General features: G+C 61.4%; 18 protein-coding genes and 1 pseudogene. 9 read left to right on the forward strand and 10 right to left on the reverse strand.

Going from position 1 to position 18,855, the window contains the following annotated elements:
- From QZ638_RS15085 to rnhA, 3 genes and pseudogenes are all read left to right on the forward strand, one after another.
- Positions 1 to 305, forward strand: a pseudogene (locus QZ638_RS15085) (4-hydroxy-3-methylbut-2-enyl diphosphate reductase); the annotation flags it as partial.
- Positions 306 to 307: 2 nt separating this feature from the next.
- Positions 308 to 1,276, forward strand: coding sequence for a homoserine kinase (locus tag QZ638_RS15090; protein ID WP_295812101.1), 969 nt, complete (start codon positions 308 to 310; stop codon positions 1,274 to 1,276).
- The gene (gene rnhA / locus QZ638_RS15095; protein WP_295812102.1) at positions 1,273 to 1,719 is read left to right on the forward strand and encodes a ribonuclease HI; all 447 of its coding nucleotides are present in this window, start codon (positions 1,273 to 1,275) and stop codon (positions 1,717 to 1,719) included. Before QZ638_RS15090 ends, rnhA begins: the two co-directional genes overlap by 4 nt.
- Before the next feature lie 80 nt (positions 1,720 to 1,799).
- On the opposite strand, the gene QZ638_RS15100 is transcribed toward rnhA, so the two are convergent.
- Both QZ638_RS15100 and QZ638_RS15105 read right to left on the reverse strand, forming a co-directional pair.
- Positions 1,800 to 2,291 (reverse strand): peroxiredoxin, encoded by a 492-nt coding sequence (locus QZ638_RS15100; protein ID WP_295812105.1) that lies wholly within the window; start codon positions 2,289 to 2,291, stop codon positions 1,800 to 1,802.
- A 36-nt stretch (positions 2,292 to 2,327) separates the two neighbouring features.
- Positions 2,328 to 3,125, reverse strand: coding sequence for a protein-disulfide reductase DsbD domain-containing protein (locus tag QZ638_RS15105; protein ID WP_295812107.1), 798 nt, complete (start codon positions 3,123 to 3,125; stop codon positions 2,328 to 2,330).
- Between the two features lie 162 nt (positions 3,126 to 3,287).
- On the opposite strand from QZ638_RS15105, the gene QZ638_RS15110 reads away from it, so the two are divergent.
- Positions 3,288 to 3,869, forward strand: a complete 582-nt coding sequence (locus QZ638_RS15110; protein ID WP_295812109.1) for a YqgE/AlgH family protein — start codon at positions 3,288 to 3,290, stop codon at positions 3,867 to 3,869.
- A 43-nt stretch (positions 3,870 to 3,912) separates the two neighbouring features.
- Here the strand turns inward: QZ638_RS15110 and QZ638_RS15115 are convergent, their stop codons facing one another.
- From QZ638_RS15115 to thrC, 4 genes are read right to left on the reverse strand one after another with little or no spacing between them, the layout of a single operon-like run.
- On the reverse strand, positions 3,913 to 6,774 hold the full coding sequence (locus QZ638_RS15115; RefSeq protein ID WP_295812143.1) for an EAL domain-containing protein: 2,862 nt from the start codon (positions 6,772 to 6,774) through the stop codon (positions 3,913 to 3,915).
- A 32-nt stretch (positions 6,775 to 6,806) separates the two neighbouring features.
- A complete protein-coding gene (locus QZ638_RS15120) occupies positions 6,807 to 7,409 on the reverse strand; it encodes a GNAT family protein (RefSeq protein ID WP_295812112.1) in 603 nt (200 codons plus the stop codon).
- 15 nt (positions 7,410 to 7,424) lie between these two features.
- Positions 7,425 to 8,717, reverse strand: coding sequence for a pitrilysin family protein (locus tag QZ638_RS15125; protein ID WP_295812115.1), 1,293 nt, complete (start codon positions 8,715 to 8,717; stop codon positions 7,425 to 7,427).
- 25 nt (positions 8,718 to 8,742) lie between these two features.
- The gene (gene thrC, locus QZ638_RS15130) at positions 8,743 to 10,146 is read right to left on the reverse strand and encodes a threonine synthase (protein WP_295812117.1); all 1,404 of its coding nucleotides are present in this window, start codon (positions 10,144 to 10,146) and stop codon (positions 8,743 to 8,745) included.
- Positions 10,147 to 10,401: 255 nt separating this feature from the next.
- Between thrC and QZ638_RS15135 the strand changes: the two genes are divergently transcribed.
- Complete coding sequence (locus QZ638_RS15135; RefSeq protein WP_295812120.1) at positions 10,402 to 10,989, forward strand: hypothetical protein; 588 nt, start codon at positions 10,402 to 10,404, stop codon at positions 10,987 to 10,989.
- A gap of 107 nt (positions 10,990 to 11,096) precedes the next feature.
- On the opposite strand, the gene QZ638_RS15140 is transcribed toward QZ638_RS15135, so the two are convergent.
- Both QZ638_RS15140 and QZ638_RS15145 read right to left on the reverse strand, forming a co-directional pair.
- Positions 11,097 to 11,786 (reverse strand): HAD family phosphatase, encoded by a 690-nt coding sequence (locus QZ638_RS15140; RefSeq protein ID WP_295812123.1) that lies wholly within the window; start codon positions 11,784 to 11,786, stop codon positions 11,097 to 11,099.
- 97 nt (positions 11,787 to 11,883) lie between these two features.
- The gene (locus QZ638_RS15145; protein WP_295812126.1) at positions 11,884 to 13,530 is read right to left on the reverse strand and encodes a VWA domain-containing protein; all 1,647 of its coding nucleotides are present in this window, start codon (positions 13,528 to 13,530) and stop codon (positions 11,884 to 11,886) included.
- Between the two features lie 145 nt (positions 13,531 to 13,675).
- On the opposite strand from QZ638_RS15145, the gene QZ638_RS15150 reads away from it, so the two are divergent.
- Positions 13,676 to 14,809, forward strand: coding sequence for a site-specific DNA-methyltransferase (locus tag QZ638_RS15150; protein WP_295812131.1), 1,134 nt, complete (start codon positions 13,676 to 13,678; stop codon positions 14,807 to 14,809).
- 107 nt (positions 14,810 to 14,916) lie between these two features.
- On the opposite strand, the gene QZ638_RS15155 is transcribed toward QZ638_RS15150, so the two are convergent.
- Both QZ638_RS15155 and mutY read right to left on the reverse strand, forming a co-directional pair.
- Positions 14,917 to 15,528: an HAD family phosphatase gene (locus tag QZ638_RS15155; protein ID WP_295812133.1), complete on the reverse strand. Its 612-nt coding sequence runs from the start codon at positions 15,526 to 15,528 to the stop codon at positions 14,917 to 14,919.
- Between the two features lie 6 nt (positions 15,529 to 15,534).
- Complete coding sequence (gene mutY, locus QZ638_RS15160; RefSeq protein WP_295812135.1) at positions 15,535 to 16,653, reverse strand: A/G-specific adenine glycosylase; 1,119 nt, start codon at positions 16,651 to 16,653, stop codon at positions 15,535 to 15,537.
- A 50-nt stretch (positions 16,654 to 16,703) separates the two neighbouring features.
- On the opposite strand from mutY, the gene QZ638_RS15165 reads away from it, so the two are divergent.
- From QZ638_RS15165 to QZ638_RS15175, 3 genes are all read left to right on the forward strand, one after another.
- Positions 16,704 to 17,201: a DUF721 domain-containing protein gene (locus QZ638_RS15165; RefSeq protein ID WP_295812138.1), complete on the forward strand. Its 498-nt coding sequence runs from the start codon at positions 16,704 to 16,706 to the stop codon at positions 17,199 to 17,201.
- A 127-nt stretch (positions 17,202 to 17,328) separates the two neighbouring features.
- Positions 17,329 to 18,039: a DsbA family protein gene (locus QZ638_RS15170; protein WP_295812139.1), complete on the forward strand. Its 711-nt coding sequence runs from the start codon at positions 17,329 to 17,331 to the stop codon at positions 18,037 to 18,039.
- Between the two features lie 498 nt (positions 18,040 to 18,537).
- Positions 18,538 to 18,855, forward strand: a 318-nt coding sequence (locus tag QZ638_RS15175) for an AAA family ATPase (RefSeq protein ID WP_295812141.1), incomplete at its 3' end; no start/stop codon positions are given.

An 18,855-nucleotide genomic window follows, 5' to 3' on the forward strand; every position in this document is an offset into this window, starting at 1 on the left:
CCAATTCGCGCCGCCTGGTGGAAGTCGCCGAGCGAGCCGGTGCGAAGCGTTCCCTGCTCGTGCAGCGCGCATCGGAAATCCCCTGGGACGAGGTGGACGGCATTCGTACTCTCGGCCTTTCGGCCGGTGCATCGGCACCGGAGATCATCGTCAACGAGATCATCGACGCGTTCGGCGAGCGTTTCGACGTGACGGTCGAGCTCGCGATCACGGCGGAAGAAACGGAGAATTTTCCGGTCATGCGGGCCTTGCGGGATGTGGAACTGACGCACGCCGACATGGCATTCGTGAACGGCAACGCATAAGCATGGCGGTCTATACGGACATTTCCGAGGTCGAGCTCGGCGCGCTTCTGCGGGAATACAACGTTGGCGATCTCCTGTCCTACAAGGGGATTGCCGAAGGATCGGAAAACTCCAACTATCTGCTCCACACGTCCAAGGCGGCTTTCATCCTGACGCTTTACGAGCGGCGCGTGGAGCGTGCTGACCTGCCGTTTTTTCTCGGTCTTATGGAGCATCTGGCGCAGCATGGCGTGAATTGCCCGCTGCCCGTGCGCCGGCGCGATGGTGCGGTGGTGAGCGAGATCGCCGAACGGCCGGCCGCGCTGATCACGTTTCTGGAAGGCATGTGGCTGAGGAAACCCACGCCGGAACACTGCCGCGAAGTGGGCAGGGCGGTGGCCGGCATGCATCTGGCCGCTCGTGGTTTCGAACTGACGCGCGCCAACGCGCTGACCGTGGGCGATTGGCGTCCGCTCTGGGAAAAGGCAAAGCCGCGTGCCAACGAGGTCGAGCCGGGTCTTGAAGCGGAAGTGGAGGCCGATCTCGCAGCGCTCTCTGATGGCTGGCCGGAGGATCTGCCGACCGGTGTCATCCATGCGGATCTCTTTCCCGACAACGTCTTCTTTCTCGCAGATCGGGTTTCGGGGATCATCGATTTCTATTTCGCCTGCAACGATCTTCTGGCCTACGATATTGCCACCTGCCTCAACGCCTGGTGTTTCGAAGCCGACGGTTCCTACAATCTGACCAAGGGGACAGCGCTTCTCGACGGCTATCAGTCCGTGCGCCGGCTGGAGCCTGGCGAAATCGAGGCTTTGCCGCTTCTGGCGCGCGGTTCGGCACTGCGTTTCATGCTGACGCGGCTCTACGATTGGCTGACCATCCCAGACGGTGCGCTGGTGAACAAGCGCGACCCGATGGAGTATGTGCGCCGGCTGCGCTTCCACCGGCAGATCGGTTCAGCGTCCGAATATGGGATCGGCATAAAGTGACAAGCGTGGAAATCTACACCGACGGAGCGTGTTCGGGAAATCCGGGCCCTGGCGGCTGGGGCGCGCTTTTGCGTCACAATGGCGTGGAGAAGGAGTTGTCCGGCGGTGAGGCCGAAACCACCAACAACCGGATGGAACTCAAAGCGGCAATAGAGGCGCTGAATGCGTTGAAGCGCCCGTGCGAGGTCGATCTCTATACGGATAGCGTTTACGTGCGCGACGGCATTTCCGGCTGGATCGAGGGCTGGAAACGCAATGGCTGGAGAACGGCGGCGAAAAAGCCGGTGAAGAATGCCGAGCTATGGCAGGCGCTGGACGAGGCGCGCCGGCGTCACAAGATAAAATGGCATTGGGTCAAGGGCCATGCCGGCCATCCCGAAAACGAGCGCGCCGACGCGCTTGCACGGGCCGGTATGGAACCCTTCAAGAAGAAGCGGCGCTGACCCGAAAGAAGTTTAGGTTCGGGTTTGACGCGGCAAACAAGGCCGGCCAGGAGCGTTCCCGGCCGGCCATTCTAGATATCTCAACCCTGAAGCTGATCCAGAATACGGGCGGCGCCGCTCATCTCCGCCTCGCCGGGATTCTCCTCGATATTGACCGCCTTGACCACACCGTCATCGACGATCATCGAATAGCGCTTCGAGCGATTGCCGAGACCGGCGACGGAAAGGTCGATGTCGAGCCCCATCGCCTTGGTGAAATCTCCATTGCCATCGGCGATGAAGGTGATCTTGTCTTCCGCGCCGGTGAACCCGGCCCAGGCCTTCATCACGAAAGCGTCGTTCACGGAGACGACGGCGATATCATCGGCACCGCGCGAACGGATCGCTTCTCCGTTCTCAACGAAGCCCGGCAGATGACTGTTGCTGCAGGTGGGGGTAAATGCACCCGGAACGCCAAACAAAACGATCTTGCGACCGGAGAAAAAGTCGTTGGCGGCTACGTCTTCCGCCCCTTCGGCGCTAACTTTCTTGAAGGTCGCATCCGGTATACGATCACCTACTGAAACTTTCATCTGACACTCCTGAAAATCGTTTAAAATCAAACTGTTTCAGGGGATTTCAATATCCCCTGCGACGGCAGTTCCGTCGACCGTCAAGGTATATATAAGGAGGGTGTTTTCAAGTTCCTCCACCTCGCCGGGCGATATTTCAACAATGAAGTTGGCGGAATCCTCACCAGGGCTTTCAAGTCTCGGCGTCCCGAGCAGATGCGCGCGCTCATGGTCGATGAAAAGAGCGGGATTCTGCGCCGATGGCGGTAGGCTTGCCTTGAGAATGAGGGCGTCTCCGCTTCTCTCGATTCCGGTGATGCCGAAATGCGCGTCGGCGGGAGCGGGTAGGGAAGCGAATGCGCGCTCGACCGCAAGGGCGTCGCCAACATCCTCCGCTCCCGCGCCGGGATCGAACATGAATGACGCCTGGAAGGGGATGCAGATCGTCTCGCAGATGCCGAGAAACACATCCGCATCGATCAGCGTTACCGCGTTCGCCCGATCGAGCGTGAACGTGATCGGCAGGGAGACGGAATGCTTATAGCCCGCCCATTGTGTCTCGCCGTCGTGGATGCGTTCGGGGGCAGGATAGCCGATTTCGGCCGTGCCGATATGGGGGCTGCGCGAGATGTCTATCTGCGGCGGAATGCCGGCAGCGCCCGGATTGCGCCAATAGGTCTTCCATCCGGGTTTGAGATCGATCTCCAATACGCCCCGCAGATTGCCGTCCTTATCCGGCAAGCCGGTCGTAACAAGGCGCACCGCACCGCCCTCGCTTTCCTGCCATTGGCTTGAGGCGGCGAATGCCGGTGACACCGCCAGCAACGGAACCGTGACCAGTGCGTATCGAATCATGACGGGAGATTGCAGCGGGCGGAAGGGAGCCGCAACACCCGGTTTGGCCGGACGCATCATAAATGCGTTACCGGTTCAACGTTACGGTCCGATATCCGCCTTTCAAGGCGTGGTAAAACACGTTAGGCTGAAAGCATGGAAACCCAAGGGCGCAGCAGGGAAATGACGGGACTTCCGTATCTGGAAAACCAATTCCTGATCGCAATGCCGGGCATGCGCGACGAGCGGTTCGCGCGCGCGGTGATTTATCTGTGCGCCCATAGCGAAGAAGGCGCGATGGGGCTGATCATCAATCAGCCCCAACAACTCGCTTTCCCCGATATTCTCGTTCAACTGGGAATCCTGGAACAATCGGAAGCCATCCGGCTGCCGCAAGAGGCGCGCAACATGCCTGTGCGCAATGGCGGGCCGGTGGATCGAAGCCGAGGTTTCGTTCTCCACACGGACGATTATGTCGTTGAATCCTCCATGCCGGTCTCAGACAGCATATGCCTCACGGCAACCGTCGACATGCTCCGGGCGATATCGCTCGGGCAGGGGCCGCGTCACGCATTGATGGCGCTCGGCTACGCGGGATGGGGCGCCGGCCAGCTCGAAATGGAAATCGGCGAGAATGGTTGGCTGACGTGCCCGGCGACGCCGCAACTTCTTTTCGAAGGCGACATAGAGCAGAAGTACGACGGCGTTTTGGCTTCGATCGGTATCGACGCGGCAAATCTCAGCCAGATCGCCGGCCACGCCTGACGTCTCAAACTTCACAGGGGTTTGTGCGAACAGCCTTTCCTTTTCAGGATTTGGCTGCCGTTGTGTGTTCGAACAGGAGTTTTCCGGTGGTTTCGGCATCTTCAGGCTCGCCGAACACGAAGCTCTGGGCGTAATCACACCCCATCTCCGCAAGTTGCTGCGCATCCTGATGATCGACAACGCCCTCCGCAACGACGGAAAGGTCGAGTTCCTTCGCCATTTTCACCATGGAGCGCACCAGCACGATGCCGCGCGCGCTGTGATCTTCCAGGAAGCGCCGGTCGATCTTGATCGTGTCGAAAGGGAAACTCGACAGGTAGGAGAGCGACGAATAGCCGGTTCCGAAATCGTCGAGCGAAAGGCCGATGCCGATCTGCCTGAGCTTCTGCAGGACATGGGCCGACTGCTCGGGATTGTCCATGACAACCGATTCGGTAAGCTCCAGCCGGAAACTCTTGGGCGTAACGCCTGAACGCGCGATCACCGAGCGAACGTCGCCGACGAGATCGCGCCGTATGAGCTGGCGACTTGAAAGATTGACCGACATGAAGAGCGGCGTATCGGAAAACTGCTTTTGCCATCGGTAAAGATCTTCGGCCGCCTGCTGCATGGCGAAAAGGCCGAGTTGAACGATAAGGCCGGAACTCTCCGCAACCGGAATGAAGTCCGACGGCGCGATCGCGCCGCGCCGCGGATGATCCCAGCGCAGCAGCGCTTCGAAACCGGCGATCGACTGATCTTCGAGGCGGATGATCGGCTGATAGACCAGTTTGAGTTCGGAGCGATCGATTGCGCGGCGCAGATCCGATTCCATGCGTAGCCGGTTGTTATCGATGGAACGGAAGGCTGGGCGGAACGGTTCGATCCTGTCTCCGCCGAAGCGCTTGGCCTGGTACATGGCAAGCTCCGCGTCCTTGAGCATTTCCTCGGCCGATTCTTGCGTGGATGTCCATGAAATGAGGCCGATGGACGAGGTGAGGACGATCTCGCGGCGAGCAAAGGTGACCGGCGTACGAATAGCCTGCTTGACCGAATCCGCGACGGCGGCGATGCGCGCGGGCTCCTGCTCGGACAGGAGAATCATGGCGAACTGGTCGCCGGAGAGCCGGCACAGCGAATCCCGCGGCTTCAGAAGCCTGTGAAGCCTGCGGGCGATGGTAAGCAGGATTGTGTCGCCGACGGAGATGCCGAGTTCCTCGTTGACCTGTTTGAAGCGGTCGATATCGATCACGAAGACGGTCGGCCGCACCTGTTGTTCCATGCGCGCGATGGAAATGATGGCGTCGAGCCGGTTGAGGAACAGCTCGCGGCTCGGAAGCCCGGTCAGATTGTCGTGCACGGCATCGTGTAGGAGGCGCTCTTCGGCCTTTTTCTGCTCGGTGACGTCGACCATGGTGCCGACACAGCGGATCACCTGGCCGTCGGAGCCGATGACGGGTCGCGCGCGCAGATCGAACCAGTGATAGTGACCGTCGGCGCCGCGCAGGCGGAAACTCTGAGAGATGCGGCCACGGCGCTGCTCCAGCACGACGTCGAGCGTTGTGCGGAAGGTGTCGCGGTCCTCGGTGTGGAGCGTGGAGAGCCATTCGCGCGCCGGGCCATGCAGGCTGCCGGAAGGCAGGCCGAGCTGGCGGCTCACATCCGGTCGCGTGATGATGCGGTCGCGCGAGACGTCCCAGTCCCAGACCACATCGCCGGAGCCGGAAATGGCGAGCGCCTGACGTTCCATATCGCTGAACAGGCCCTGAAAAAGGGCACCGCCGGCGAAGGCATGCTGCATGACCGTAAAACCGATCAGGAGAATGATCAGGATGAGACCGCCGCCAATGGCCGGCTGGACGATATCGTTGTCGAGAATGCCGGTTATCGCCATCCAGGAGCCGACCATCCAGGCGATGATCATGACCCAACTGGGCACCAGCATGATGGCGCGATCATAGCCCTGCAGGCTCAGATAGACGATGATGCCGAGACCGACCACGGCGGTGGCGGCGAAGGAGATGCGGGCAATGCCGGCGGCCACTGCCGGATCGATGATGGCGAAGCCGGCGATAATGCCGAGGCCGAGAATCCAGGCGAGCACGCCATAGCTGAAATGATCGTGCCAGCGGTTCAGGTTCAGATAGGCGAAAAGGAAGACGACGAGCGTGGCGGCAAGCCCGACCTCGGTGCCGGCGCGCCAGATCTGCTCGTTGCCCGGCGTGATCTCGATCACCTTGTTCAAAAAGCCGAAATCGATCGAAATGTAGGCCAGAACCGCCCAGGCGAGCGCGGCAGTGGCCGGAAACATCGACGTGCCCTTGACCACGAACAATATGGTGAGGAAGAGGGCGAGCAGACCGGCGATGCCGATGACGATGCCGCGGAACAGGGTATAGGCGTTCACCGTATCCTTGTAGGCGCCGGGATCCCACAGATAGACCTGCGGCAGGTTGGGTGAGGACAGTTCGGCGACGAAGGTGACGACGGAGCCCGGATTGAGGGTGACACGGAATTCGTCCGCGTCGGGGCTTTCCTGGCGATCGAGCGTGAAGCCGGAGCTCGGCGTGATGGCCGCGATGCGCTGCGAGCCGAGGTCTGGCCAGATGAGACCCGACCCGACCAGACGGAAATGCGGGGCGACGATGAGGCGGTCGAGCTGTTGGTCCGTCGTGTTGGCAAGCGCGAAAACCGCCCAATCGCCGGTGGAGCGCTCATCCTGCGCCTCCACTTCGATGCGCCGCACGATGCCGTCGACATCCGGTGCCGTCGAAACCTGAAATGCATCTCCCTGCGCGCGATAGATTTCCACCGCTCCCGACAGATCCAGAGCCACGTCGTCGCGGGCGATCTTGATCGGTTCGATCGCTCGGGCCGTTCCGGCAGCCGATAACAGGGCGATGAAAGCCACGGCCAAAGCCGCCAGAAATGCGGGAAGAACGGAACGCGACAAGGAAATCAGCCTCGTGTTTCTAATGCAGGCACATGACGCTCCTCGGCGACCAGCGCATAAAGATAGTGATCACGCCAAGAACCGTTGATCCTGAGATAGGATCTGAGCAGGCCTTCGCGCCGAAATCCGGCTTTTTCAAGTAAACCGACAGATCGTTTGTTGTCTGGAATACAGGCGGCTTCCAGACGGTGCAACCGCAACCCGTCGAAAGCGTAGGGGATGAGCAGATGCAGCGCCGCGAGCATCATGCCGCGCCCGGCATAGCGCTCGCCCATCCAGTAACCGATACTGCCGGTCTGGGCGACGCCGCGCCTGATGTTGGACATGGTGACGCCTCCGGCCAGAGCCTGCGTGCGCGCATCGAAGACGAAGAAGCTGAGGCCGGTTCCGTTGTCATATTCCGTGCGGTAGCGCTTGAGTCGGTGACGAAACGCGCTTTTGGACAATTCGTCGGGAGCCCAGCTCGGCTCCCATGGAACGAGAAAGCCCCGGCTTGCTTCGCGCAGCGCCGCCCATTCCGCATGATCGCTCATAACGGGCGTTCTGAGGAACACGGTTTCGCCCTTGAGCGCCGGAGGCGGGCGGCGGAAAAAGGGCACGTCCAGCATATGTCCGCGACGATCCTACACGGCGAGCTTGCGTGGCAATGTGCCCTGCTCGGCAAGTGCATCCTGTATCGATTCGAACGGCGCAAGGCTACCGACGGGGCCAATCGCCGCAAGTGTGGGTTTCGAGGTGAAGAGACGTTGCGACAGATCCGTTAAACGGTCGAGGGTGAGGTTGGACAGTCGATCCATCAACTCGTCCACGTCGATAGGGCGGCCGTAGAGAAGAAGCTGCCGGGCAATCTGCGATGCGCGGCTGGCCGGGTTTTCGCGCGCCATCATGAGACCGGCACGATATTGGGCGCGGGCCCGTTCAAGCTCGTCTTGCCCGATGCTCTGCCCCGTTTTCTGCAACTCGCCCAGAAGCAGTGGAACGAGCTCCTCGATATCGCTCTTTCCGGTCGCGGCGTGGATGCCGAAAATGCCGGAATCGGAGAAACCCCAGTGGAAGGCGTAGACCGAATAGCAAAGGCCATGCTTTTCGCGCACTTCCTGGAAAAGCCGCGAGGACATGCCGCCGCCGAGGATGGTGGAGAGCACCTGCGAGGCGTAGAAGTCGCGCATGTGATATGCGCGCCCCTCGAAGCCGAGAATGATCTGTGCATCCATAAGGTCGCGGTGTTCGCGAAAGTCACCGCCCACATAATGCGCGTATTGCGGCGGCGCGCCTTCGGCCTTGCTGCGGAACCCGCCCAGGCGGTTCTCCACCTCGCGGACAAAATCCTCGTGCTTCAGACCGCCGGCGGCGACAATTACCATGCGGTCGGCCGAATACTGGCGTTCCAGGAAGCCGCGCAACTGATCCGATGTGAACGACTTGACCGTTTCCGGCGTTCCAAGCACCGACCGACCGAGTGCCTGGTGGCGGAACGCAGTCTCGGTGAACCGGTCGAAGACGATGTCGTCGGGAATATCGTGGGCCGCGCCGATCTCCTGCAGGATCACATGTTGCTCGCGCTCGAGCTCATGCGGGTCGAACTTGGAATCGGTCAGTATGTCGGACAGAAGTTCCACTGCCAGAGGCATATCGGCGCTGAGAACCCGGGCATAGAAGGCCGTGGTCTCGACACTGGTGGCCGCGTTGATCTCTCCGCCGACATCCTCGATATCCGTCGCAATCTGGCGAGCGCTGCGCTTGCTGGTGCCCTTGAAGGCCATGTGTTCCAGAAGATGCGCGATACCATGCTCGTTCTCATACTCGTTGCGCGACCCGGACTTGACCCAGATCCCCAACGCAACGGTCTCCAGATGAGGCAGGGTTTCGGTTGCGACCGTCAGGCCGTTCGACAGACGGCTTACCTCAACACCCATATTGCTCTGACTCCCTGTACTGAACTTAACGCGCCGCCCTCGCGTGGCGGCTTATATGATCCTGAAGCATTCTTAAGTCTGAAGAAAGGACTGTAAAGGACTCTTTGCGGCTCATCAGGTCGCCGAGCCATTCCGGCAGCGCGGGCCGGATGCCGCTCGCCTCCTCGACGGCCGCCGGGAACTTGGCCGGATGAGCGGTGGACAGAACCACCATAGGCGAAACGGCGGCGGGCAGGGCGCGTGCCACTTTCACCCCGGTGGCGGTGTGCGGATCGAGCAGATAACCGTTTTCGTCCCAGACCGCGCCGATCGTCGCGGCCGTCTCGGCCATGTCGGAACGCCCGGCGGCGAAGTCTTCGCGGATGCGGTCGAGAGTCTTTTCCTCGACGGTGAAGCGGCCGGACTGTTTCAGCGTTTCCATATAGCGGCGAATCTCATCCGTGTTCCCGCCGGACGCAAAGTAGAGCAGGCGCTCGAAATTGGAGGACACCTGAATGTCCATGGAGGGCGAGGTGGTGGAGACCACCTCGCGGGTGGCGTATTCGCCGGTGGCCAGCGTGCGGGCGAGAATGTCGTTGTCGTTCGTGGCGATCACCAGCCGGTCGATGGGCAGGCCCATCGCCTTGGCCGCGTAGCCGGCGAAAATATCGCCGAAATTGCCTGTGGGCACCGTGAAGGATATGGCCCGGCCGGGCGCACCCAGCGAAACGGCGGCGGTGAAATAGTAAACGATCTGGGCCATGACGCGGGCCCAGTTGATGGAATTGACGCCGGAAAGGGAAACGCCATCGCGGAAACGATGATCGTTGAACATGTCCTTCAGCAGCGCCTGGCAATCGTCGAAATTGCCTTTAACGGCGAGCGCATGGACATTGGATGCGCCGGAGGTGGTCATCTGGCGCTGCTGAACCGGCGAGACGCGGCCTTCCGGGAAAAGGATGAAGACATCGGCGCGTTCGGTGCCGGCGAAGGCTTCGATCGCCGCTCCACCCGTGTCGCCGGAGGTCGCGCCAACGATGGTCACGCGTTCGCCGCGCTCGGCGAGAACGTGATCCATGAGGCGGGCCAGAAGCTGCATGGCCACATCCTTGAAAGCCAGGGTGGGACCGCGGAAGAGTTCGAGGATGAACTCGTTGGCACCCGTCTGCACGAGCGGGCAGACCGCAGGATGGCGGAACGTGGCGTAGCTCTCGTCGATGATGCGTCGCAAGGTCGCAGCGCCGATTTCATCGCCGACGAAGGGGGAAAGGACACGAAAGGCGATTTCGGTGTAGCCGAGGCCGGCCATGGCGCGGATGTCCTCGGCGGAGAATCGCGGCCACTGGCGAGGAACGTAAAGCCCGCCGTCGCGGGCAAGGCCCGCCAGCATCGCATCGGAGAACCCGAGCGCCGGCGCATCGCCACGCGTGCTGATGTAATCTGTCGCCATTCGTCGTATTGCCTCATGAACTGCGAGGGAGAACAGCCGGTGCGCGCAAGAGTCCGTCGCATTCCAGCCGCGCGTCTGGTATAGAGCATGATCTGGACGGGTGGGAACCGGTTTTCCACTCAAACCGCATGGAAATTGATTGTCGATGACGGGTTTTCTGGCATTTGCCGAAAAAATCTGTCATCTCTCCGCTGCCTTTTCGCTCGACCGTTTCCGGTCTGCTTGAAGGATGCGCAGATCCACGGGGCATGTCACTTGGTCAATTATCGTCTTTTCGTCAGTTCCATCCTGCTTTCCGCCGCTGCCGTCATGTCCGGCTGCCAATCCGACAACGCGACGGACGGCATGAACCTTCAAGGCGGCAATGCACGGCAGCCGGCCGTCCAATCCGCCGATCAGGCTGTGGATGCGGTGCGCGAAAGCGAGTTGCGCGCCTATTGCCCGCCGGTTTCGCTGCGCGAGGGCACGGCGTATTTCACCACATATCAGAAGGGTGGGCAGGATCAGGCGGACAAGGTCATTTACCAAGCATCGATCTCCGACGTGACGCGTAAATGCACCTACAGCACCGGCTCCTTCGGCATGACCGTGGCTGTGGCCGGGCGTGTGGTGCCGGGACCGGTCGGCACGACGGGAACGATCACCATGCCCATTCGCATTGCCGCGATTCGCGGTGGCGAAGTGGTTTATTCAAAGCTCTTCCAGCACCAGGTCGCGATCAGTGACACGGCCGGCGCGACGCAGTTCATCTTCAACGATCCGAACATCACGATTTCAGGCGCGCCGGACCGCAGCATTCAGGTGATGGTCGGTTACGACGAAGGCCCGAACGGCGGCCGGTGATTTTTCGAACCTCGGCGTTTGCAATAAATAGCGGGCCAAGGTCCGCTTTTTATTGATTATCAGACAGTTCGGAATTGACCTTGAATCAGTTCGTCAGGGTCTTTCGGTCAAGCGTCTTCGGTCCATTCCGACAATGCGGCGATGACGGCGGTCAGATCCTGGAAGCGGTGAATGACGGTTTCCGCGCCGGCCTCCATGAGAAGATCGGCATGGCCGGGTTGAATGTGCGAGCCGCCGGTGAAGCCGATGACGCGCATGCCTGCTGCCTTCGCGGCAGCGATGCCATGCACCGAGTCCTCGATGACAAAGCAGCGCCCGGGCGCGGCGCCCATCTTCTCGGCAGCGTAGAGGAAGACGTCGGGCGCTGGCTTGGGCTGGCGCGTGGGCGTCTCCAGCGACGAATAGATGTGCCCCTTGAAAAAGGAAAGGAGCCGAGTGCGGGCCAGCATGGCCTCGACGCGTTCATGGCTGGAATTGGAGCAGACGCACCTAGGAACGGCGACGGCGGCGACCGCTTCGTGAACGCCATCGAGCGGTTTAACGTCCTTGCGCACCTTTCGATCGACCTCGCTTTCAGCCCGGTCGATCAGAGTGGCTTGAAGCGGAGCGTCGGCGTTTTCTTCGATGGACAATAAGATGTCCTTGAAGGTGAGGCCGGCATAGCGGCTGGCGAGTTCCTCGGGCGTAATCTCGAAACCGGCTTCCGTCAGAACCCGCGCTTCGACACGCGATGCGATGATTTCCGAATCGACGAGAACGCCATCGCAATCGAAGATGACGAGTTCGGGAACTGGCATGGCGGGACCTGACCTGTTGGAAGAGAGAAGAAACGGCTCGGCGCGCGACATAGCCCTTATGCCGCGCGGAAACAACTCCTCGAAATCCCTCCGATGGCTACTCCACGACGACGTCCGTGCGTTCGCCGGCGACGACCGTTGCCTTTTGACGTTTCTCCGCCTTGTCGCCCTCGTAGCGAACGAAGACCTCGTATTCGCCGGGCGGCAGGGTTTCCTGCGCCTCGACGTCGTAAGCTCCGCTCAAGCTGTTCTGACGACCCTGGATATCCTTCTTTCCTTCGCGGAATTCGATCCTGTAGGCGCCGGGCGCGGATACGGCGAGGACGCCGGCGTTGATGTTGACGCTTGCCTCGGTGCGCTCGCCAGCCTTTACGGTGATGGGCACCATGGTCTCGGCCTTGCCCAAACGGGCATAGAGCATGTATTCGCCGGGCGGCACGTCCATCCCCTGCTTGCCGGGGCCATACTGGCCGGCAAGCGATTTGCGATTGCCGTTGATGTCGGCCTTGGCCTCCAACACGTCGAAGCGGATGCCGTTGCCCTCGACCTCGGGGCCACCCTCGGCATAGACGGCGAACGGCACGACAAGTCCGGAACCGATGATCAGATCCAGCGCAAGAGTTTCGCCGGCCGTCAGTTCATGGCTTTCCTCCACAGTCGCCTTGCCGATGCGTCCGGTGACGGTGATCGGACCGGCCTTGGCCCAGACGCTGGTCTTGCCGTAGCCGCCATCCTTGGTGTCGCCGAAATGAACGTCGACACGTGCACTTCGGTCGGCCTGGGTTTCATTGGCGGTCCGCTTGGGCGTGACTTCGACCAAACCAGCATCGAGCACGGCCACCACATCGGTCGTCGTGTCGGTTGTGAGGTCCACATCGGTTTCGAAAACGATGCGTCCAAGGCGGGCTCTGGCGCGATAGGAACCGGGGGGCACGTTGGCTGAGAAGACGCCGCTATAACCGCCAGCGGCGCTGCGTGTTTCCGGCGCGCCATTCTCACTGAGCGGGATGAAGTCCCATCGCACTTGACGATTGTCGGTCATGTCCGTCCCGCCCTGCGACAGACGGGCGATGCCGCGCACGTTAAACTCGACCGCCGCCGGTTCAAGCTTCGGCTCCGGTTCGGGGGTTTTGGCGACGGTGGTCTCGAGCGCTTCGGCAAGCTGGCCGGCGTCGTCCGCCTTCAGATAGAGACCGCCGGTATTCTCTGCGAGGCAGGCGACCTGCCGGCCTTCTTCCTCGGAGAGACCGAAGCCCACCACATGGGCGGTGAAGTCGACCCCCGCGGCTTCCAATTCGCGGCCGAGCGCGCACGGATCCGCATTGCACGTCTCCAGACCGTCCGTCACAAGAATAACGGTCGCGACATTCTCCTCGATGCGCAATTCGGAAGCGGCCTGCCGCACGGCTTCGGACAGCGGCGTCTTGCCCTTCGGATTCAGCCTGTCGGCAAAGCTCACGATGGCGTCGGCCGTGCCGGATGCGGGCGGAATGGCAATCTCGATATCGGAGCAGGAACCTTTTTCACGGTGCCCGTAGGCAACCAGCCCCAATTCCGTGTCTTCCGGCAGTGTCCCCATTACCCGGCGCAGCGTATCGCGAGCGATCTCGATCTTGGTCGTTCCCTCGATCCGACCCCACATCGACCCCGAGCCATCCAGAACGATGATGGTCTTGCCAGCCGCCATGGTGGGAAACACGAAAACAAGGGCTGCGAGGACGCTCAACGCGCAGGTACGGATCATGCCGGTTCTCCCTGGGAGGAAACTTGACGTAGGGGAAGATTGCATAGCTGCGCGTAAGCCGCAAATCGACACGGACCCTTACGGAATATTTACCATCTTCCGTAACCATAACGGCAGGTTAACAGTCCGAGTTAGAGGTCAGTCCATGTCCGCCGTGCGTCGTATCGATGAGCTTGCACCCGAACCGAAAAAAGCCGAATGGCTCGATACGATAATCAAGGGGGACTGCATTGCGGCGCTCGAACGGTTGCCGGAAAAATCCGTCGACGTGATCTTTGCCGATCCACCCTACAATCTACAGCTCGACGGCGAGTTGCACCGCCCCGATCAGTCGCGCGTGGACGCGGTGGACGACGCCTGGGATCAGTTCGACAGCTTCGCCGCCTATGATGCCTTTACCCGCGCCTGGATGCTGGCTGCGCGCCGCGTCCTGAAGCCGAACGGCACGATCTGGGTGATCGGTTCGTATCACAATATTTTTCGCGTCGGCACGGTGATGCAGGATCTGGGTTACTGGCTGCTCAACGATATTGTTTGGCGCAAGACCAATCCGATGCCGAATTTTCGCGGCCGGCGCTTCCAGAACGCGCACGAGACGATGATCTGGGCCTCGCGCGACAAGTCGACCAAGAGCTATACCTTCAACTACGAGGCGTTGAAGGCCTCCAACGACGACGTTCAGATGCGCTCCGACTGGCTGTTCCCGATCTGCACGGGCAAGGAGCGTCTCAAGAACGAGGACGGTGGCAAGCTGCATCCCACGCAAAAGCCCGAAGCGCTTCTGGCGCGCGTGATGATGGCGTCGACCAAGCCGGGCGACGTGGTGCTCGATCCGTTTTTCGGCTCCGGCACGACCGGCGCGGTCGCCAAGCGGCTCGGACGCCATTTCGTCGGTATCGAGCGTCAGGACGATTATATCGAAGCGGCGAGCGCGCGGATCGCCGGGATCGAGCCGCTGGACGACATGGACCTGGCGCAGATGCAGGGCAAGCGCGCAGCGCCGCGCGTGGCCTTCGGCAGCCTGCTGGATGCCGGACTCATGCAGCCTGGCGCGCAACTTCACGATTCCAAGCGCCGCTGGACGGCCAATGTGCGCGCCGACGGAACCATCGCCATTGGCGACGAGGCGGGTTCGATCCATCGCATCGGCGCCCGCGTGCAGGGGCTCGAAGCCTGCAATGGCTGGACGTTCTGGCACTTCGAGGACGAGGGATGCCTGAAACCCATCGACAGCCTGCGTCAGGTCATGCGCGACAACATGCAGGGCGTGGCCGCCTGATCCATAAAATAATCGACTTCAGGATCGATTCTGAAGTCGATTATTTCCTTGAAAAACCGGTGGATAGAGTACTTTTGCGACTCTTTGCGTGAATTCTCGGAACCGTGTTAGACGGCAAAGCCGTAGCTGCCGAGATCGGCCCGCAGTTTCTCCGCTCCCGAAAAATGAACCGCGTGCCAGCCGGCCGCTTCCGCTCCTTCCACGTTTTTCTCGCTGTCGTCGATGAAGAGCGTTGCCTGCGGTTCCAGGCCGAAGCTTTCCACATGGGTGTCGTAGATTGCCCGGTCGGGCTTGATAAGCCCCACTTCGCCAGAAACGGTGACGCCGCGCGGTTTGTCCAGGAAGGGAAAGCGTTTGCGCGCCTCGAGGAAGGTGTCGGCGGCGAAGTTGGTGAGCATGGTCACGTCGTGGCCGGCGTCGATGAGGTTCTCCAGCAGGACGACCGAATCGTCATAGGCGTGCGGCACCATTTCGTGCCAGTGACGGCGGAAAGCGCGAATGTTCTCTTCCTCGTGCGGGTGCTTGGCGATGAGGAGTGCCTCGGCATCCTCCCATTTGCGGCCGCGATCCTGCTCCACATTCCATTCACCGGTACAAACATTGTCGAGAAACCGGCGACGCGCGACGTCGTCGGGTATCAGGCGTCGATAGGGAATTTCAGGATCGTAGTGAATCAGCACCTTGCCGATGTCGAAGACGATATGGCGGATCTGGCTCATGCGGTTCTATCCCTTTCGGCGTTTCTTCGTGGCTCCGGGAATCGCAGCCTCGATTGCTTTTTTCATGACGGTGGGCAGGGCTTCGCCCGGCAGCGTGTCGGGCGCCGACCACCACCCATCGCCGGCCGGCGCATTCAGAGGCAGTTCGGCGCGGAAGACGGAAAGCTCCAGGGCGAAATGGGTAAAGACATGGCGGATCGTGCCGGCTGCGCGCCAATCGGCGGGGAAGGGGGCTGCGGTGTCGTCGGACACGCCGTCGTGCCGCGCCGTCCAGGCGCTGCCGGGCACCTCCGTCATGCCGCCCAGAAGACCTTCCGGCGGACGCCGGCGCAGAAGCACCGCGCCATCGGCGCGCACCGCGACGAAGGCTGCGCCCCGGCGAGCGGGCTTCTCCGTTTTCGGGGCCTTTATCGGGAAACGTTCGGCGGTGCCTTCGCGCCGGGCTGTGCAGCCATGGGTGATGGGGCAAAGCACGCAAGCCGGTTTGCGCGGTGTGCAGATGGTCGCCCCCAGATCCATCATGGCCTGTGCGAAATCGCCCGGCCGGTCGTGTGGCAGCGCCGCCGCGACATGGGCGCGGATCTCGGGCTTTGCCTGCGGCAGCGGGGTTTCGATGGCGTATAGGCGCGTGACGACGCGCTCGATATTGCCGTCGACCACGGCGGCCGGCCGGTTGAAGGCGATGGCGGCGATCGCGGCGGCAGTGTAGTCGCCGATGCCGGGCAGCGCCTTGAGCCCGGCTTCGGAGCCGGGAAAGCGTCCGCCATGCTCCCCGGCGACGGTTTCGGCGCATTTCTTGAGATTGCGGGCGCGCGAGTAATACCCAAGTCCGGCCCAGGCCTTCATGACGTCGTCGGTCTGCGCGGCGGCGAGCGCCTCGACCGTCGGCCACGCATCGACGAAAGCCTCGAAATAGCGTTTGACCGCGCCGACGGTCGTCTGCTGGAGCATGATTTCGGAAAGCCAGACACGATAGGGGTCAGGCAGGACGCCGAGTTTGGTCTCCGCGGGCGGCGTGCGCCAGGGCAGATGCCGATGATGGCGGTCGTACCAGGCCAGCAGCGGACGCGAAAAATCGGTCGAAGATGCGTGCGCGTCGGTGACCGACGCTTCCGTGCGTGCCATACTGGAGAGAAACTCAATATGCGTTGCGGATCAATTCGAGTGCTCATGTCATGACAGGGAAGAAGCATTACGGCAATCCCGTCGCGGTGAGCGACCTCGCCACCGGCATTCTCGACCCGGTGATGCGCAAGCGCGCCGGATTGTCGGTGGAACTGGTGCAGTCGTGGAGCGAGATTGTTGGAGAGCGGCTGGCGCTCAGCACACGGCCCGAAAAGCTCGTCTGGCCGCGCCGCCGGCATGAGGACGATCCGTTCGAGCCGGCCACGCTGGTGATCGCTTGCGAGGGGGCTGCGGCTCTGCGTCTGCAGCATGAGACCGGTGAGGTGATCGGCCGGGTGAACGCGTTTTTGGGTTTTGCGGCGGTGGGGCGATTGAAGATTGTTCAAAAGCCGGTCGCGCAACCGCCAACGCGCCGACCGCCAATCGCACGTCCCCTGACGGGTTCGGAAAACGCGCGCATCGAGCGCCTGATCGAAGGCGTGGAAGATGAGGGACTGCGGGACTCTTTGCAAAAACTCGGTGCGAACATCCTGGGCCGGCGCAAATGATCCGCGATCACCAAAACGTGATAAGACGGTTGCTTTAGAAAAATCCGTCCTTGACCCAAATTCGCCCGAAACGCCAGCTTTGTGGCGGTACAACAGGCAACACTCCAAGACGAACAGGTGAAACTTCATGTCCGAACTGATCCAGCGACGCAGACTTCTTCTTTCCATGGCCGCCTTGCCGGCGCTTGGACTGGGCCTTGCCGCATGCTCCGACAGCAATGCCGAGGCCGATGCGGGCGCGTCCGCGACGGATCCCGTAACCACGGCTGCCGTGGATGCGCCGGCCTCGACCGGCTCGGTGGACATGGACAAGCTGCTCGAAGAAGGGGCGCTGGAGGACAAGGTGCTCGGCGAGGAAGGCGCACCGGTGACAATCGTCGAATACGCCTCGATGACATGCAGCCATTGCGCCACCTTCCATACGCAAACCTATCCAGAACTGAAGGAAAAATATATCGATACGGGCAAGGTGCGCTTCATCATGCGCGAGTTCCCATTCGATCCGCGCGCCGAGGCGGGCTTCATGCTGGCGCGCTGCTCCGACGACAGGTATTTCGCCATGGTCGACGTGCTCTTCAAGCAGCAGGGCAACTGGGCGCCGGTGCAGGACGCGCAGTCCGCGCTTTTGAAGATTTCCAAACTTGCCGGTTTCACGCAGGAGAGTTTCGAGGCCTGCCTGACCGATCAGGAGCTTCTGACCAAGGTGCGCGCGGTGCGCACACGCGGGGCCAACGATTTCGGCGTCGACGCGACGCCGACTTTCTTCATCAACGGGAAGAAATACTCCGGCGCCATGTCAATCGACGAGATTTCGGCTGTTATCGACGGCATGCTTTAACCGCGATTGCGCGTCACCGGCCCGGTCGGTGACGCTCGATCGAGCGTCGTTTGCGGCGTGTTTTTTCGTCCGGGCTGAAGCGGTCTGGATGTGCGTTTGACGTTCAATGGTTGTGGGTTGGGAAGCCGATTTTTCGTTTGCCTGGTGTCCCGGGGCAATCGGTTCGGTGTCTTCCGTGTCTCTTTAACCCCCAATTATGGTAGGCCGGGGCAGGCAACAACCACCATACCTTGTTGAAAACCGCCGGAATTGCGGGTTTCTCGCCTGAGAGCTTCGAAGCTTGCTTGACGGACAGCACGCTTCTGGATGAAGTCAGAGCTATGTGCAATTGGGGTTTGGAATGCCCGGTACAAGGCCGTTCCAACACACTTCATCAACGGGATGAAGCACTCGGGAGCCATGTCGATTGAGGAAATGTCGGCGATCATCGACGGCATGCTTTAGCGGGCAATGCATTTGCCGGCCGTTCGCGCATGCGCCGAAGAAGGCGCGGCCGGCATGAAGTTCACCAAATTGCGCCTTTTGGGGTTCAAGTCTTTCGTCGAGCCGAGCGAGTTCGTGATCGAGAACGGGCTGACCGGCGTGGTGGGGCCCAATGGCTGCGGCAAGTCCAATCTGGTGGAGGCGCTGCGCTGGGTGATGGGCGAGAGTTCGTACAAGAACATGCGCGCCTCGGGCATGGACGATGTGATCTTCTCCGGCTCCGGAACGCGCCCGGCGCGCAACACCGCCGAGGTGACGCTGTTTCTCGACAATGCCGATCGCACCGCGCCGGCCGCCTTCAACGAAGCGGACGAGTTGCAGGGGTCGCGCCGG

The sequence above is a fragment of the uncultured Nitratireductor sp. genome (genome assembly GCF_913053745.1).
Taxonomy (GTDB): domain Bacteria; phylum Pseudomonadota; class Alphaproteobacteria; order Rhizobiales; family Rhizobiaceae; genus Nitratireductor.